The organism is Sphingomonas sp. Root720 (assembly GCF_001428605.1).
In the GTDB taxonomy this organism is placed as follows: Bacteria; Pseudomonadota; Alphaproteobacteria; order Sphingomonadales; family Sphingomonadaceae; genus Rhizorhabdus.
Genome location: NZ_LMID01000001.1, coordinates 281,328 through 299,001, shown reverse-complemented (window position 1 = coordinate 299,001; position 17,674 = coordinate 281,328). Strand labels below are relative to the sequence as shown.

The window sequence follows — 17,674 nt, the reverse complement described above, 5'->3', positions numbered from 1 at the left end:
CAGCCGGTCAGTCGTTCAGATGGTGCCGTGAGCGCGGCATTGTGTCCCGGCAAACTCACCTCACCCGGCACGTCATGCTCCAAACGCGGGGTGCGGGTGTAGCCTTCGAAACTAAACTTTCTCGTGCGCCCTCTAGCTTCCGGCCAGCAGCTATTCGCTTCAGTTCCCTGGCACTCCATTGCGGCAGCGGCCGACGAGCGCTCGCTCGATCATTTGGCAGAGGCGCGCCGCGCGCCACCTGCGCCATGCTGCGACAGGGGAGGGAACTATGCGGATGGCCCAATATCGCCTGGCCGGTAACGCTCAGGTGAAAACCGTGGAGAATGATGTGGGCTTACGCTTTGCCGAAGGATGCGAGGAGACGTATAGATACCCTTTGACCATCGGCCATCTGCTCGATCGTGCACTGATCACGTCTGCGGATCAGGAGATCGTCTATCGCGACAAGGTTCGCTACTCCTACCGGGAGTTCGTCCGACGCATAGGAAGGCTCGCTTCGCTGCTTTCCTCACTTGGAGGTGAGGAAGGAGAGACGATCTCGGTTCTGGACTGGGATAGCCATCGATATCTCGAAGCATATTTCGCCATTCCCATGATGGGCGCGGTCCTGCAGTCGGTGAATGTTCGCCTGTCTCTCGATCAAATCCTCTACACTCTGGTACACGCCAACCCCTGCGTCATTCTCGTCCACCGGGACTTCTTTCATCTCGTAGAAGATATCCGGAAGTCCCTCCCCGGTCTGAAGGCGGTCGTCGCCATCATGGACGGAAGCGACGAACCGCTGCCGGCATGGGCGGCGGGGGAATATGAGGTGCTGAGCGCGGCCGCCAGCGCGGACTTCCCGTTCAGGGACTTCGATGAGAATGCGATAGCAACCACCTTCTTCACGAGCGGCACGACGGGCAACCCCAAGGGAGTCTGCTTCAGCCACCGGCAGTTGGTTCTTCATGCGATGGCCTTGTGCGGCCATTCGGGAGACACGCGGCATCGGGGCTTTGGCATCGACGATGTTTACATGCCGCTTACCCCAATGTTCCATGTGCATGCCTGGGGCATGCCCTATGTCGCGACAATGCTGGGGCTGAAGCAGGTATATCCCGGACGCTATGAGGCGGGGATGATCTGCAAGCTTCGCACCGAACACGGCGTCACCTATTCCCATGGGGTGCCCACGGTGCTTCAGATGATCCTTGCCGCCGCAGAGGAATCGAGCACCGACCTTTCGGGATGGATGATGGTGATCGGCGGATCCGCTCTGACGCCAGCCCTTTTCCAGGAAGGGCGGCTGCGGGGCATGGAACTGGTCTGTGCTTATGGCATGTCCGAAACTGGGCCCATCCTTACCGTGACCCGTCGTGCACCGCGAACCGATGCGGGCGCGGCTGACGAAGGCTATCTGCTGACCCGCGCGGGCGTGCCCATTCCCTTGGTCTCGACCCGGATCGTCGACGAAAACATGAACACGCTCCCTAATGACGGGCTCGCCCGGGGTGAACTGGTGGTTCGCGCGCCTTGGCTGACTCCCTGTTACGTGGGCGACGACGCCGGGTCCCAGGCACTCTGGCGCGGCGGCTGGCTTCACACGCAGGACGTTGCCACGATAGATCCGCAAGGCAATGTCACGATATGTGATCGCCTGAAGGATGTCATCAAGAGCGGTGGTGAGTGGATAGACTCCATCCAGCTTGAAGCCATCATAGCCGGTGCAGCCGGCGTTTCCGAAGTGGCCGTAATCGCAGTGCCGGACGATCAGTGGGGCGAGCGGCCGCTCGCCGTGATCGTGCCCGCCTTCGGGCACGACGTCACACTTCCGGCTATCAATGCACCGATACAGGCCGTCATCGCGAGAGGCTCAATCACGCGCTACGCGAAGCTGGAACGGTTTGCGATCGTTTCGGAACTCCCGAGAACCAGTGTCGGCAAAATCGACAAGAAGAGGCTGCGTGCCCAGTTCGCCATGGCGCCTTCGGCCGATCACCGTTCAGGCCTCGGTACAACCGGATAGGAATGGGGGGCCTCCAGAGGGGGCTGTCGCCAGCCCGCCGAACTCGACGCGGCTGGCAGAGAAATCCGCGGAACATCGTCCTGCGCGGCGGTGTCGTCGATCGTGACCTTCGGCAGATTGTGCCGCGCGGGAAAAGTTAGAACGCCAAGCCTGAAAAAGGATGCGCCATGCTGAGAATCGATCGCCTCTCTCCAACGCTCGAATGGCTGACCATCGATCGCCCTCCTGCCAATGCTTTGACCTATGATCTGCTCGGGAAGCTGGTCGAGCGCTTTGCCGAATTGCGCCAGAAGGCCGATGCTCCCGCCATCGTCCTCACGGGATCGGGTGAGCGTTTCTTCTGCGCTGGCGGTGACATCGGCGAGGTGACGACGAGCCCGGACCTCGCCATCCCGCGGATGCGCGCATTTCACCGATTGCTTGTAGAGCAGGAGCGCTACGGCGCACCCGTCGTCAGTGCAGTCAACGGCTACGCGGTGGGGGCGGGCATCGAGCTGGTCCTCCATTCGGATTATGTTGTCGCGAGCGAGAACGCGCAGTTCGGCTTTCCCGAAATCAACAATGGGCTGCTGCCTGCCGCCAAGGGCATGCGTCGGGCGATGAACTGCTTTGGGCGCCGCGTTGCCGAACAAATGCTCTACACCGGCGAACTTGTGGGCGCAGCCAAGGCGCTCGAGATCGGCCTCATCAACGAGGTGGTCAGCCTCGGCGAACTGCACGGTCGCGCAAGGGAGCAGGCGGAAAAACTTCGCGCCAAAGATCTACATCTCTTCGCAGCGATCAAGCGGTCATTCACGGACGGAGAGGGCATGACGGACGACCAGATGGAGAGCCGGACGATCGACGATATGGCTGCTTACATGAATCGACCGGAAACCGCGGCCGCCAGAGAGCAGTTCCTCCGGCGTAAGGCGAAATAGCATGACGCAAGACCACGAGAACCTTCGGCTTGAGCTGATGACGTCGGTCGAGGTGGCGAAGGCGGTCGAAAGCGGTATCCGCACCGTCATCATTCCGTGCGGCGCTGTCGAGCAGCATGGCGCGCATCTGCCGCTCAGCGTAGACGCGGACCATGCAGACCATCTGGGCATTCTCCTGGCCAAGCGTGTTGGACAGGCCCTGGTCGCTCCGACCATCAGGGTCGGCTGCTCATCCCATCATCTGGAGTTTTCCGGCACGATCTCGCTGAAGGACGAGACATTCGAGAGGGTCGTCAGCGATTATTGCACGAGCCTTGCGAGGCACGGGTTCGACCGCATTTTGATCTTCACGGCGCATGTGGGCAATTGCCCTCCTTTAGCGGAAATGCTGCCCCGTTTGAAGTCGGCCGTGGCGCCGACATGCCGCGTTTCGGCTTTCACGGATTCCCGCGCCTGGCTCGAGACCTGGCGTGACGCCGTGGCTGAAGCAGGCGGGGAACCGATCAAGGTCGGGGGTCATGCCGATCTCGCCGAGACTTCCGTCATGCTCGACATCCATCCCGATCGGGTGCGCCCGCACGCCTATCAAGCTGGCAAGCTCGGCCTGCTGTCGCAATCCGAGCTCGAGCTCATGTGGCAGAAGGGCCTTCGCGCCCTGAGCGCCAACGGCATTTTGGGAGATCCGCACGGCTCCACCGTCGCCATCGGCAGACACTGCATTGAGCGTATCGCTACGCTTCTGGTTGAGGCCTTTTCCCATCCCGACACTGACTGAGGCCTATTCTGCGGGCAATCCGTCAATAGAGACGTTGGAATAGGCCGGCCAATCAGGGGAAGCCCATCAACTCACCATATCCTCGCGGATCGTCCGGCGTGCTATCAGAAAAGCTCCGGCCGCTGGAACATAGACAAAGGAGCTGATGATCAACGACCAGCGTATCCCACTGGCACTCCCGATGTGGGTCGCGAGCAGATCGCTCAACAGACCGACCGTGAGCGGGCCCAGACCGAGGCCGATCAGATTGGCAAAGAAAAGCAAAATCGCGGCCGCTGTCGCCCGGTTGCTCGGTTGGACCAGACTCTGGACGCTGGCGAAGAGCGGGCCATAGTAGATCGCCTGAAGCAAAATGGGTATGCTCAGCAGAGCCAGGGCCGCCAATGCGCCGGATGCAAGATAGGTCGCGAGCATCGAGGGCGGCAGCAGGAAAGCGGCAATTGCCGGCACTGTCGCATAGGCCCGCACATCGTCGCTCGCCGCGCGATCGGTCAACGCTCCACCAAGCCATGTTCCTGCTGCGCCGAATATTCCGAAGATCAGACCCAGCGCGGTCCCCATGAACCCGACGGGGCCGAGGGAAAGGCCGAGGGCCTTGTCCAGCAGCCCCCCGAAATGCACCAGATCATCGTTGTGGTTGCGCAGGAAGAACGAACCCAGAAACGCGAAATGACCATAGGTGACGAAGGCCATCGCGGACATGGCAGCTGTCAACCAGATATAGGTGCGGTTCCGACGCAACTCGTTCAGGCCTGCACGCAGGCCTGGCGGCGAAGTGGTTGCGACCTTGTTGGCCGACGAGCGCCGGGGCTCGGGCAATGTAAACAGCGCGACGCAGCCGAGGATTACACCGGGGAGGCCCACGACCAGAAATGCCGCACGCCAGCCGAAGCTGTCAGCGATCAGGCCGCCGATCGTCATGCCGATCAACGATCCGGCCGGAATGCCCAAGGAAAAGGCCGCCATCGCCGATGCGCGCTTCTCTCGCGGGACATAATCGCTGATCAGGGAATGGGAGGCGGGAGTGCAGCCGGCTTCGCCGACGCCCACGCCGATCCGTGCCAGGAACAGGTGCAGGAAGCTGTGGGCAACGCCGCACAAGCCCGTGAAAAGACTCCAGATCACGGTCGAGGCCGCGATTATCTTCACGCGGTCATAACGCTCCGCTAGGCGCGCAATGGGCAATGCCAGCGTGGCGTAGAAGGTCGCAAAGGCGAGGCCGGTCAGCGATCCAAGCTGCCAGTCGGCAAGATGAAGATCCCGCTTCATAGGCTCGGCCAGTATATTCACGATCTGGCGATCCAGGAAGTTCAGCGTATAGATCAGGAACAAGATCGCGAGGGAATAGCGGCGATATATCGGGCTGAATGACATTGTTCATGCGCCCAGTAAGAAACGTTCAGCAGGGCATGGCCCCCAAATCTTCCGAGCGCGGAAATATTCTGGAGTCATGTTGGTTCCTCCCCAAAGCATGTGGCGGCCTAGCTTGTAACGCTCAGGTAAAACTGCATAAGGGGAGCATTCCAGAATGCTCCCCTTATATTCGTCAGAACTTGTAAGAAAACGAAACCGTGTACAGGCGCGGTTGGCCGATACGCGCGTTGCTGCACAAGTTGCAGGCGCCGGATACCGGGTCGATCTCGGAATTGATCTGATCCTGATATTCGTAATTGTACTTTTCATTGAACGCGTTGACCAAGCGCGCCGCCAGCTCCCACCGATCATCGATGTCTGCGAGAGAGAGTCTGAACCCTACGAGGTTGTAGTCTTCCTGCTGGGTCCGGTTGGGAATATCCCAATAGAATCCGCTGTTATGTACGATATCGGCACGCAAACCGATTTTCAGCTTGTCGGATACCGGGTGAGAATAGTCGGCGTTAAGCGTTCCGGTGAAGCGGGGAGCGTTGGGCGTTCTATTGCCGCTAACATCTGCCAGGTCGTAAATGCCGTTTTCCCATGTTGAATGGAGATATCCGGCGCTTCCCGATATGGTCAGATTATCCGTCGGTCGCAGAGTTCCGGAAAACTCCACACCGTAGGATTCTGAATCGCCCACGTTTACGATTTTCTCGACAATGATGCCGTTTTCATTGACACGGGTCTCGAACTGCCGATCCTTATACGTAATATAGAATCCGGAAAGTTCGTATTGGAAAAGACGATTGAACGTCTCCCCCTTAACGCCAACTTCATAGTTGAGAGATGTCTCAGCCTTATAGGGCTGGAAGGCGCCGTCGCCGTACACCGGAACTTTCCCCGGTTCATAACCCTTGGCGAGCGATGCGTAGACCATCAGGTCGCGTGAAGGCTTATAGGCTAGAGATAATTTCGGCAATACGATGGTTTTGTCGATCTTGCCGGTTTGCGCCGTGGCATTGTCGGTGCCCTTGAACGTCGAGTGGTCAAGGCGTGCACCCACATTGGCTTCGAAGCCGCCTGCCTTATATCCCATATTCGCGAAGCCGGCATATGTCCGCTGCATGGTCTTGGTATCATAGAAGTCCGGCACGTTCGGATCGCCGATCACCGGCACTCCGAAAAACAGGTCTACCTGGCTCAGCAAATCGTAGTTCGAGTACGAGCTGTAGTAGAGTCCGGCCAACCAGCTGAGCGGACCATCGCCATTGGATGCAAGGCGGAGCTCCTGCGTCACCACATCCGATACGACCGGATCATCCTGCGACGCGACAACCGACGTATCAGGATCGCCTGTGAGTGAGAAATCCCAAAGGATGCGGTTCTCGCGGCGGGTATATGACGATAGCGAGGTGAAAGTTGCGAAGTCGAAATCGTGGTTGAGGGAGACGATGCCGCCCAAAACTTGCTTGCGGTTGAAGCCGTTCGTTATGCCCGGCGAGACAAACGAATAGTCGGACGGCCCGCTGGTGGGATAATAGGGGTAGCCACCATTATTCATCCGAATGTAACGAAGCGTGGCGAGAATTTCCGTGTTCTCACCGGGGTTGAGGCGTAGCGTGCCACGAACCCCATATTCCTTGCTCTCATCAGGACGAGTGTCAACAATCAGGGGGTTCGTCAGATAGCCGCCGTTTGAATCGGCATATGCGGAAATGCGAACGGCCGCGGTGCCATCGGCGATCGGTATGTTAACCGCGCCTTCGAGGTTAAGGATCTCCTGGCCTCCACCTTCGACGGTGACATGCCCCTCGATGCCATCATATGAGGGCTTCTTCGTGACAAACTTGATCGCTCCGCCAATGGAGCTACCGCCATACAGCGTTCCCTGGGGGCCCTTCAGCACCTCTACGCGCTCAAGATCGATCAGCCTTGCCGATTGATCCGTAACGTTGCGGACGTCGTCGATGTAGAAGCCTACGCCCTGCGTGTTGCCGAAGCCGCCGACGCCGCGGATGACGGCGTTGGGTTCATTGTCGCCCCGTCGGTTCAGCACGACGTTGGGGAGCTGACGGCCGATGTCATCGACATTGGCGATACCTGCCTTGGTCAGCGCTTCGGAGGAAAAGGCCGTGATCGTCTCGGGGACATCACTCAGCCGCTCGTTTCTTTTCCGCGCGGTGACAATGATCTCGCTCGCGGAAGAGGGTTGGCCCTGCTGGGCGTTCTCTTCGCTTGAATGGTCTTGAGCCAGGGCGGGCGAGGCGGCACCCACCACCAGGCCTACCGTCGCCGCGCCCGAAAGGCAGGTCTTCAGCATTGAAAATTTTCTCATGTTACTCCCCTTCATGGCAGATACCTCGGTCGAGGCCCTGCGTCGCATTGATTGATCGAACGGGGGGCGGCGAACGAGCGCGCGCATCTGCGCGAGCGTAATTTGAACGCTAGAAGCCCCTCGATATTATTATAGGCGCAATATTAAGTATATTTAATTATGAATAATGCGCTGTAATCCTGCGAACTTATTATTATAAGTTTTATATAAAACGAATTTGTACTTATTTTTTACAAGAATTTACTGACACCGCAATATGGGGTGGTCACGGGTTGAAGCGATCGACAGGCGGTTCGGGCCCGCAGATGTCCTTGTCACCTTTCAATCAGGCAAACTCCCACGGACCGCACAGCATGAGCTTCCGATCTCATGCGGGGAGGGCAGGGCTCGCGGAATAATGTGCCGCCCATTTTCGCGGGTCGGCTCAACGGCCCTCGATTGCCGGAGGCCCTGCCTCCTGAGAAATATGGTCTGAGAAAAGCAAGACGACGGACAAGTTTGGACCCACCTCTCATGAGCGTCCGGCACAAGCATGCGATCCGGTGCGTCAGTCCCTGTGCGTTCGCGGGATGAACGCGCGGAAGCCCGACGCGCGGCGCGAAGGGCTTCGGAATCGCCCGCTGCACGGCAGAACGGCTGATGAGCGATCTGGGTTTAGCCGGCGCGATACGGGCCAGCCGTGAAGCCTACTCTCCTGCCGAAGCATAGGAGCGCTACCACGTCATGCTGACCCTTCCGCCATGGCCGCATAATTCAAGCCAACGGGCCTCGGGCAATCCTGGGGCGGTTCAGTGAAAGCGCACCCCTGGCCTAGAGACTCCTGCGCTCCAGGATGTTGAGACCATAGCCTTCGAGCGCAACCGGTGTGTTGCGCGAGTTGGTGAGAAGGATCATGTCGTGGATACCGAGTTCGGCCAGCACTTGGGCGCCAACGCCATAGTCGCGCAATTCCTTGCGGTCGACCAGAGGTTCGCCCGCCTTGACGCGAAGGAGGCGGGACATCGGCACATCGCGGCTGAACAGCACAACGACACCGTTGCCTTCGCGCGCAATCTCCTCCATCGCACGGGACAGCAGGTCGCTCCGGTCGTCCGCCTGTCCCAGGACATCTGCGAAGATGTCGAGAGCATGCATTCGCACCAGTGTGGCCGCGCCCGGATCGATGCTCCCTTTCACCAGCGCGATGGCCTCGCTTTGGACGGCCTTGTTACGAAACGAGATGGCAGTCCATTCGCCGCCCCATCTGCTCTCGATCCTGGCGGTGGCGAGCCGCTCAACATCATGGTCGTGGCGGCGCCGATGAGCAATCAGGTCGCGGATCGTGCCGATCTTGAGGCCGTGCAACTGCGCAAAGTCGACGAGGTCGTCCAGACGGGCCATCGTCCCGTCGTCGTTCATGATTTCGCAGATGACGCCCGAGGGATTGAGGCCCGCGAGCCGCGCGACATCCACGGCCGCCTCAGTGTGCCCGGCCCGGACGAGGACTCCGCCCGGCCTCGCGATCAACGGAAATACATGACCGGGCGTGACGATGTGTTCGGGACCCTTGGTGCCGTCTATGGCAACCGCCACCGTTCGCGCCCGATCAGCAGTTGAAATACCGGTGGACACGCCCTCGCGCGCCTCGATGGACGCGGTGAAGGCGGTCTCATGTCGGGTGCCATTGTTCGGGCTCATAAGATCGAGTCCGAGCTGTTCGACTCGCTTCCTGTCGAGAGCGAGGCAGATCAGTCCTCTGCCGTGCGTCGCCATGAAATTGATGGCGGTCGGTGTTGCCATCTGCGCCGGAATGACAAGATCTCCTTCATTCTCCCGGTCCTCGTCGTCAACGAGAATGAACATCCGGCCATTGCGGGCCTCGTTGATTATCTCTGCCGTGGACGCCAAGAGGATGTCGCGAGGCTGGGAATGAAAATCTGTCATGTGCACACTCTCGCGCTGGCAGCAGTTGAATCTAAGAGTGTCCGGAACGGCATGTTCTTAGTGATCTATAAATTATAGAAGCGCTTTTCTAATGATGGATTCTTCTGAGTCGTCGTACAACGAATCAATAATTTCCTTGTAACGATCATTCAGTTTTTTTCGGCGCTTCTTTCGTGTCGCCGTCATTACGCCGTTTTCGACGGTGAGTTCTTCATGAAGGATTCGGAAAGCCTTGATTTGTTCGACTTGCGCGAGCTTCTGATTGGCTTTCGCGACCTCGCCTTCGATGAGATGAATGACAGCCTCTGACGTACACAGGTCGGAATAATTGTTGATCGTGCCAACCCGTTCCTTCGCCCAATCCATCATCGCGATCCGGTCGACTTCAATGAGTGCAACGAGATATTTCCGGCCGTCACCGCATACCGCCGCTTCAGAAATATAGGGGCTCTGGCGCAGCTCATTCTCGATCTGCGCTGGACTGATCGACTTGCCGCCGGAGGTGTTGATGATCTCCTTTTTCCGATCGATGAGAGCAAGCAGGCCATCAGGCCGCAACTCCACTATGTCGCCCGTATGGAGCCATCCGTCACGCAAGGCGTCCACCGTGTCGTCCGGCTTGTTCAAATATCCTATGAAGAGGCCGGGTCCCTTGACCAGCATTTCGCCATCACCGGCCACCCGCGTTTTCCAGCGCGGGTCGGCGATGGCCTCGCCGATCGTGCCAGCCTGTGACCAGTCCCTCAGCTGCGCGGCATTCGCGCCGACCAGTTCGGTCTGGCCGTAGCATTCCTTCAAGTTCAAGCCCCAAGTCTGCCACAGTTTCATGACGTCGGACGACATGGGCGCCGACGCCGTATAGGGATATTTCAGCTCATGGAGTCCGATCTCCGCGAGCAGCGGTATGAAAACCTCCTCGCGGCACGTCTCGAACAGCGCCTGAAGAAGCGAACTTCCCGGCCCCGCCGCTTGACGGTCGGCAAGTGCCTTTTGACCGATCGACATCGCCAGATGGTAGGATTTTCTTTTTGCCGGGCTGGAGGCGTTGATCTTGCTGGCAAGCTCGGCGGCATAGCGTTGATAGAAACGCGGCGGTGCCATCCAGTAGGTCGGCTTCACCTCGCGAATGGTCGCGGCGAAATCGGCGCTGCTTTCCCCGAAATAGGGAAGGACCCGGCTGATAAGCGGCAGCACGATTCCCTGGCCGAGACCCACGACGTGGGAGATGGGAAGGTGAACCACGACACGCTGGGCTTCGGTAAAAAGCGCCGGGCAAAAGCAACGCGTGGTCGCGACACCTTCGATGAGGGAGCGGTGGGTCAGCATTGCGCCTTTGGGGTTGGCGGTCGTTCCCGAGGTGTAAACGACGCAGGCCATATCGTCGGGCCCTGCCACCTCAGCCTGCTCGTCCAGCAGAGCTGAGCAGTTGGAAGCCGAAGCCGCAAAAGCCGATAGCGAAAGGACGTTGTCTGCGGGGGTCACGTCGGAATCGAAGGTGATGATCTTCTCAAGCGCGGTCGCGCGGCTGGCGCGAAGGGCGACGCGGAGTTCCTTCTCCCCGGCGACGAACATGAATCTGGCGCCGCAGTCAACGAGGTAATAATCCACTTCCTCGGCCGAAGAGGTGAAATATATCCCGACCGCCACCCCACCCGCGCAAGCCGTCGCCATGAAGGCAATGACCCATTCCTGCGACACATCGCCCATGATCGCGACATAATCGCCCTTTTTCAGGCCGCTATCGAGCAGCGCGCGTGATAGGCGCGAGACTTTCCGGGCAAATTCGCCCCAGTTCGTCCTGTGCCATTCACTGCCCCGTTTCTGGAAAAACGCAGCCTGGTCGCTGATCGTATCGCGGCGATCCCGCAACAATGAGGGCAGCGTGTCGTCGTCGAAAGCGGCAGGATGGACCGTGCTCACTTCAGCGGTTGCCTTCAGCGAAGCGCTTGCGCTTGTCACGGAACGCCGCCACCGCTTCCTTCCGCTCGGGGCTGACGAACGTCAGCATTTCATGCGCGGCAGCGGTATCGAGGTTCAGGTGGACCTGTTCCTTGATGAGTTTGTTTACGGCGTATTTTGTCCAGATAATGGCATCTCGCGGCCCGCTGGCCAGCATTTCCGCATATTGGATCGCGTGATCGAGAACCTTGCCGTCCGGAATGACCTTGTTGATCATGCCCGCTGCGGCGGCCTCCTCCGCCGATATGAATTCGCCGGTCATCAGATAATGCTTGGCGCGCACGGGGCCGAGCAACATCGGCCAGATAATAGCGCCGCCATCGCCAGCGACTACCCCGGCCGTCACATGCGTGTCGGCAAATCGGGCGCTGGGGTCGGCGAAGACGACATCGCAGTAGAGGGCGAGCGTAGCGCCCAAACCGACGGCGACGCCATTCACCGCGGCGATCAGAGGGGACTCGATCTCCAGCATATTGCGGATGAGATGCCTCCCCGAACGGGTTGGCGAGATGGTGTGCAAACCGTCGTCGAGCGAGTTCTGATCGCCCCCGGAACAGAAGCCGCGACCTGCGCCGGTAAGCACGATAGCCTTCACCTTTGGATCGTTGTCGAGATCGACAAAGACCTGCTCGAGCGCGGAATGCATCGGCCAGCTGATCGCATTCAGTATTTCGGGCCGGTTCATGGTGACGACAGCTACTCCGCTGTCGCGAAGTTCAACGAGCAGCCCCTCGTAGGCGCGATCTTTCATATTTTGTGTCTCCGGAATTCGGTCGGGGGTCAGGCGGCGGCTGCGGGCTCGCGCATGGAGCGGATTTGCTCGAGCACGTCGTCATAATCCCGCACGACATTGTTGCGGTCCTTGAAGTACGGAATGACGTGACGCCCGATCAGATCGATCGCCTTCATGATCTCGGCATGTGGAACGGAGTCGAGATGAAAGAGAATCTCGTCGATCCCAAGGTCGACATATCTCTCCAGCTGACGGATCACGGTGTCCGGGCTGCCGCATACAAGGCTGGCGGATTCGTTGATCAGATAATCCCAGTCGCCGGCTGCCCGCTGCAGTGCTTCCGCACCCTCAGCCATATAGGCATAGTCTTTCGAGAGCTGGGCGAGCTTGGGATAGCCCGAGGTTGAAATGCGCGCATAGTGCTTAAGCGGCTGGGAATAAGTGTCGTATGCTTCCTGATCGGTATTTCCGATGCCGATGAAGAGCGGCATGCCGATGCGCGGCTTGTCGAGTGGCCCCGTGGGATCACGTCGCCAGTTGGACTTATAGGCCTCGATCAGCTTGGACTGAACATCCCAGCCCTTGTACAGGCTGTGGCTCATCACGGCGAGACCCTGCTCGCCAGCCCAGGCGTGGCTGCGCTCGCTCGTGGCGGCAATACCCATGGCCGGATAGGGTTTCTGCAGCGGTTTTGGGACCAGCATGCGCGGGGGAACTTGGTAATGCTTGCCCTTGAACGTGAAGACGTCGTTGGTGAAGGCTTCACGGATCAGGTCCATGCCTTCTTCCATCTGCTCCTGTGTCTCGGAAGGGTCCACATTGAAGCCACGCATGGCAATCGTCGTGTTCGCCCGGCCGCAGTAAAGCTCGTAGCGCCCGTTCGACAGGATGTCGATCACAGCCGCACGCTCCGCCGTGCGCAGCGCATGGTTGAAGTTTTTGGGCATGAGGACCACCGAGGGGCGCAGTCTGATCCTTGAGGTCTTCGCTGCAAGATATCCGTATACGACTTCGGGCGCTGAACTCGAGATACCGCCGAGTGCCAGATGCTGTTCGGACAGGGAGACGAGGTCGAAACCCATCTTCTCCGCAAGCACCGCCTCATCAACGAGTTCGTGAAGGCGCCGTGCATAGCTTTGCCCGACCTGCGTCTCCTGCTCCGACCAGAAACCAAAATTGATAGACACTTCACCGCTCCTTCCGGCCAGTCGCCGATTCATCCGATGCGTGAACGGTCTCACCAAGCCGTCGGCAGAACCTGCCGAATGCAAAGGATATGGCCTGAAGCCGCAGAACTTTGTTGCGTTGTTCAAGCTCACTGCAGGCGGTGCCTGCCCAGCGCCGAGGCGTGCAGCCGCGCGGGTCGATCGGTCGCGAGCGTACAAGGATTGCTTGCGAGAGGCGGGAAGTATGTGACCCGGAAATCTGAGCCGGTGCCGACCGGCTGAAGGCCTGTGCCGTCGGGTCCGCTAGACGGCGGCTACTGGCTTATTGCGGCAACAAAATACCTATCTCGGTTCAAGCCGCCTCGACCTCGGCGCGATCCTGAAGATATCTGCGGGGAGGCTGGCCCATATATTTCTTGAACATCGCGGTGAAGGCGCTTGGGGAGTCATAGCCCAAGTCTTGCGAAATGGTCTGTACGGTGGCCCCGAAGCCCAGTTTCTGCACCGCGATAACGATGTGCAGCTGCTGGCGCCACCGGCCGAACGTCATGCCCGTATGCTTCAGGATCAGGCGGGCCAATGTGCGCTCGCTTGTCGCCACCTTTCCCGCCCATTCTCGTATCGTCCTGCGGTCGTCAGGCGCTTCGAGTAGCGCCGCGGCGATGAGCTGGATCTTGGGGTGCGTGGTGATGGGAAAGTGCAATGGCTCCGCCTTCATCTGGGCCAGTTCATCCAGAATGACTTGCGCGAGCCGGCTCGTCGGCCCTTCCAAGGGGTAGAGCGCGGGCAATTTCGCCATGTGCATGATCATCTCGCGAAGCATCGGATTGATCGAAAAGGTGGCACACGTATTCGGAAGCGGAGCCACTTTCGGGTCGATGAACATGCAATAGGACCGTCCATTGTCCGGGATCGATATCCTGTGTGCCACGCCGCCGGGAACCCATACCGCCCCGTTCGACGGGACGATCCGTATGCCATCGAGCGTCCTGCACGCGATCGAGCCTTGGGCGCTCACCACGAGTTGGCCTTTGCGATGCTTGTGGATCGGCAACTCGTCGTCGTTCTCCTTGCGCGGCACTTCCGTAGAGATCACCGGCCTTGGCATTTCGTCAGGGTCGAACGACGCGAAGCTGACGCGCAGGCCCTCCACGCTCCACGGCCTCATGATCTCCGCGTTCACGGCGCTGCTCGTGGCGGAATGTCCCGTGATCGGTGCCATCTCGGACATACTGGTCAGCCTCCTTGGGCCCGCTCATAGCGTCACTTTGTCCGTTTTGCGATATAATTTGGCAATCATATGAATCCTGCCACAGCTTGGCAGGCATATACTCTGCCGTGGTTCTGGCAAAAGGCCGACGAAGCGAAAGGCTGAAAATCGCGATGTACTGCTCCGCGGAATTAAATGCCGATCGCCTGGCGGATTTGCCGTTGGAGTCTCCCGAGGCGGAGAAAGGCTGGCAACGATGAACATGCTCACGCTCGACAGAACAGACATCAAGATTCTCAACGAGCTGCAAAGGGACGCAAATCTCACGAATGTGGAACTAGCGGACAGGGTTAACCTGTCTCCTTCCCCGTGCCTCACCCGGGTCAGGAAGCTGGAACAGACCGGCATCATCTCGCGCCGGGTGACACTGCTAAATCCGAAAGTGATGGGGCTGGAAGTCAACGCCTATATTCAGATCTCGCTTGATAAGCAGCCGCGCGCCGCGCTCGAACACTTCCAGTCAGCCGTAGAGATGCTCCCGGAGGTCATGGAGTGCAATTGGATGACGGGCGAATGTGACTTTCTTCTTCGCGTCGTGGTTCGGGACGTGGACGAGCTTGAGTGGCTGATCTCAAGCAAGCTGTCGAAGATCGAGGGTGTTGCCGGGATCCGCTCTAATCTCGTGCTGAAGCAAGTCACATATAAAACTGCACTGCCTATCGATGCTTCGAGAAAGCTGAGCCTGCGGCTAGACGCCTAGGCGCCCAAGCAATCGATCCTGCAGGGCCGATCCAAACGGCCTTCGTCGGTCGCGCCGGGACAGAACTCTAGCCGCATCAACAAAGATTTGTGGGGTTGATGAAGCTGCCGGCAAGGCGCCAATTTCTATACGTGTCCCGGCTCCATCAGTTGGATCCGGCGAGAGGAAGAACATGAAACTTTTCGACCTGACGGGTAAGGTCGCCCTCATAACAGGTTCATCACGAGGTATCGGGCGAGCCGTCGCGGAAGCGCTGGTCGAAGCAGGTGCGACTGTTGTGATCTCCAGCCGCAGACAGTCGGCGTGCGAGGAAGTCGCCAGCGCCATCAATGCGGCATATGGCGAGAACCGCGCAATTGCAGTCGCGGCGAACATTTCTGACAAGTCTGCACTTCAGGCGCTGGTGGAAGAGACACGACGGTGCTTCGGTCGAATTGACATTCTTGTCTGCAATGCCGCGACCAATCCCTATTATGGCCCTATGGGAGGAATCAGCGACGAGCAATTCCAAAAGGTTTTCGCCAACAACGTCCTGGCCAATCACTGGCTGATACAGATGGTGGCCTCAGAAATGATCGAACGTCAGGATGGCTCAATAATTGTCGTCTCATCGATCGGCGGACTTATGGGTTCGGATGTCATAGGTGCATACAATATCTCAAAGGCGGCAGATTTTCAGCTCGTCCGTAATCTGGCTCTCGAACTCGGCCCGCACAACATCCGCGTTAACGCTATTGCACCGGGCGTAATACGAACGGATTTCGCGCGCGCCCTGTGGGAGGATTCCCAGGCCCTGTCGAAACTTCAGCAGTCGACGCCCCTTGGCCGGATCGGCGAGCCACGTGATATCGCAGGCGCGGCGGTATTTCTTGCATCAAACGCAAGCAACTTTGTGAGTGGCCAGACCATCATCATCGATGGCGGCAGCACGATAAAAGGCATTCTATGAGCGCGCGTTTCGACGGGAAGAGCGTCCTTGTAACGGGGGCGGCATCCGGAATTGGAAAGGCGACTGTGGACCTCTTTGCTGATGAGGGCGCCAATGTGATCGCCGTCGACCTCAACATAACCGCCAGGCCAGGGCCCGTCCGTGTCGATTCCATCGTGACCGTACTCGGAAACGCGGGCGACGAGCGAGAGGTCGCCGCGATGGTGGCGACCGCTGTGGAACGGCATGGTGGGCTGGATATTATCTGCGCCAACGCCGGGATAAGCGGCGGCATGGCCGGTCTCTTCGAACAGAGCGCGGAGGACTGGCAGTCGCTCTTGCAGGTAAACCTGATCGGGCCATTTCTTGCCATCAAGCACGGGGCGAAGGCAATGATAGATGCAGGACGGCCGGGGGCGATCGTCTGCACTGCGTCGGTCGCAGGCCTGCGTGCGGGGGCCGGCGGCCTGGCCTATTCGGCGTCGAAGGCGGGCGTAATCAATCTGGTCCAAGGGGCGGCACAGCAGCTTACAGGTTCCGGAATTCGCGTGAATGCGGTGTGTCCCGGACTGGTCGATACTGGCATGACACAGGATCTCTACGCCGTCGCCCGATCCAAAGGCCGTGAAGATTTGATCGGACAGCTTAATCCGCTCAAGCGCGGCGGCGAACCGGTCGAGATCGCACGCACCATTGCGTTCCTTGCCTCCGACGAAGCCGCATACATCAACGGTCAGGCCTTGGTGGTCGATGGCGGTCTTTCGACATCCCTTCCCTTCGCCAAACCGCGGAAGCTTGGGCAAGCCAGTTTCTGAGAGCGCGGCTGCCAATGGTTTGTGAGTAGCCCTAAATTTCTGGACGCCTTCGATCCTAATTTTGATGACAGGAGGCGACGATGGGGAAGCCCAACTTCAGTATGGCGGCGCAGCCGAAGCACCGGGTAATGACCCACTCGAACTAAGGCTCGCAGTTCACCAGCATGGACTGGGCTGCCTTTCATCCGGGCCCACAATCTTGAGCACTCGATGAGCCGGCGTGGCAACTGCCACGACAATGCCGTCGCCGAGAGCTTCTTCTCGTCGCTCAAGCCTGAGCGCAGCCGGCGTCGGACCTACAAAACACGCGAGGAAGCCCGGCAGGACATGTTCGATTACATCGAGATTCTACAACCCGGTGCGCAAGCACCCAGGAACGGGATGCTGCCACCCGTCGAGTTCGAACGGCAGCAGATTTTGAAAGCGGAAGGCGTCTACTCGCAAAAGACTGACGTTGGTATTCAGCACTCGAGAGCGGTCCGCCTACCATGCGCAAATCGACCAATGTTTGCTCGCTGCCTCGATTTGCCCATAGATCCAGCAGAAATTGTCGTTTGCGATGATGCGACTGAGATGACCGCAGAATGCGAACCGGGCTATGACGGTGAGGCCAAGGTTCGGGTTACCGTGTTCTGGTTTCATTTATGCAGGATATTGGCGTTGAGGTCTATTCAGTGCGATGCTGGGTTCAGACATTTGAGGCTGACGGCAGCGGGCGTTCCATTTGGGATGGAATGGAGACGCGCTCCGTAATCAAGGACAAAATGGATCGACGCGTTGCTCGTGAAG

At 59.0% G+C, this 17,674-nt stretch carries 13 protein-coding genes and 1 pseudogene; 7 read left to right on the top strand and 7 right to left on the bottom strand.

The window, feature by feature from the left end:
• The first annotated feature begins 274 nt into the window (after positions 1-274).
• The 3 genes from ASE22_RS01420 (at position 275) to ASE22_RS01410 (ending at position 3,700) form a co-directional block, all read left to right on the top strand.
• On the top strand, positions 275-2,005 hold the full coding sequence (locus ASE22_RS01420; RefSeq protein WP_082545794.1) for a long-chain-fatty-acid--CoA ligase: 1,731 nt from the start codon (positions 275-277) through the stop codon (positions 2,003-2,005).
• Positions 2,006-2,172: 167 nt separating this feature from the next.
• On the top strand, positions 2,173-2,925 hold the full coding sequence (locus ASE22_RS01415; protein WP_056353957.1) for an enoyl-CoA hydratase/isomerase family protein: 753 nt from the start codon (positions 2,173-2,175) through the stop codon (positions 2,923-2,925).
• A 1-nt stretch (position 2,926) separates the two neighbouring features.
• Positions 2,927-3,700, top strand: coding sequence for a creatininase family protein (locus tag ASE22_RS01410; RefSeq protein WP_056353952.1), 774 nt, complete (start codon positions 2,927-2,929; stop codon positions 3,698-3,700).
• A gap of 66 nt (positions 3,701-3,766) precedes the next feature.
• Here the strand turns inward: ASE22_RS01410 and ASE22_RS01405 are convergent, their stop codons facing one another.
• The 7 genes from ASE22_RS01405 to ASE22_RS01375 form a co-directional block, all read right to left on the bottom strand.
• Positions 3,767-5,032: a spinster family MFS transporter gene (locus ASE22_RS01405; protein ID WP_235537499.1), complete on the bottom strand. Its 1,266-nt coding sequence runs from the start codon at positions 5,030-5,032 to the stop codon at positions 3,767-3,769.
• Positions 5,033-5,246: 214 nt separating this feature from the next.
• On the bottom strand, positions 5,247-7,376 hold the full coding sequence (locus ASE22_RS01400) for a TonB-dependent receptor (RefSeq protein WP_056353947.1): 2,130 nt from the start codon (positions 7,374-7,376) through the stop codon (positions 5,247-5,249).
• A gap of 825 nt (positions 7,377-8,201) precedes the next feature.
• On the bottom strand, positions 8,202-9,314 hold the full coding sequence (gene ribB / locus ASE22_RS01395) for a 3,4-dihydroxy-2-butanone-4-phosphate synthase (protein WP_056353944.1): 1,113 nt from the start codon (positions 9,312-9,314) through the stop codon (positions 8,202-8,204).
• Positions 9,315-9,386: 72 nt separating this feature from the next.
• Positions 9,387-11,234 (bottom strand): AMP-dependent synthetase/ligase, encoded by a 1,848-nt coding sequence (locus ASE22_RS01390; protein WP_056353942.1) that lies wholly within the window; start codon positions 11,232-11,234, stop codon positions 9,387-9,389.
• Position 11,235: 1 nt separating this feature from the next.
• A complete protein-coding gene (locus ASE22_RS01385) occupies positions 11,236-12,024 on the bottom strand; it encodes an enoyl-CoA hydratase/isomerase family protein (protein ID WP_056353939.1) in 789 nt (262 codons plus the stop codon).
• Between the two features lie 29 nt (positions 12,025-12,053).
• On the bottom strand, positions 12,054-13,193 hold the full coding sequence (locus tag ASE22_RS01380; protein ID WP_056353937.1) for an LLM class flavin-dependent oxidoreductase: 1,140 nt from the start codon (positions 13,191-13,193) through the stop codon (positions 12,054-12,056).
• Positions 13,194-13,524: 331 nt separating this feature from the next.
• Positions 13,525-14,403 carry an AraC family transcriptional regulator gene (locus ASE22_RS01375; RefSeq protein ID WP_082545757.1) on the bottom strand — a complete coding sequence of 293 codons (879 nt, stop codon included), beginning with the start codon at positions 14,401-14,403 and terminating at the stop codon, positions 13,525-13,527.
• A 235-nt stretch (positions 14,404-14,638) separates the two neighbouring features.
• Between ASE22_RS01375 and ASE22_RS01370 the strand changes: the two genes are divergently transcribed.
• The 4 genes and pseudogenes from ASE22_RS01370 to ASE22_RS26570 all read left to right on the top strand — a co-directional run.
• Positions 14,639-15,142 carry an Lrp/AsnC family transcriptional regulator gene (locus tag ASE22_RS01370; RefSeq protein WP_056353935.1) on the top strand — a complete coding sequence of 168 codons (504 nt, stop codon included), beginning with the start codon at positions 14,639-14,641 and terminating at the stop codon, positions 15,140-15,142.
• Positions 15,143-15,314: 172 nt separating this feature from the next.
• Complete coding sequence (locus ASE22_RS01365; RefSeq protein ID WP_056353930.1) at positions 15,315-16,091, top strand: SDR family NAD(P)-dependent oxidoreductase; 777 nt, start codon at positions 15,315-15,317, stop codon at positions 16,089-16,091.
• Positions 16,088-16,885, top strand: coding sequence for an SDR family NAD(P)-dependent oxidoreductase (locus tag ASE22_RS01360; RefSeq protein WP_056353926.1), 798 nt, complete (start codon positions 16,088-16,090; stop codon positions 16,883-16,885). Before ASE22_RS01365 ends, ASE22_RS01360 begins: the two co-directional genes overlap by 4 nt.
• 96 nt (positions 16,886-16,981) lie before the next feature.
• Positions 16,982-17,320 (top strand): annotated as a pseudogene (locus ASE22_RS26570) (IS3 family transposase); the annotation flags it as partial.
• Positions 17,321-17,674 lie beyond the last annotated feature (354 nt).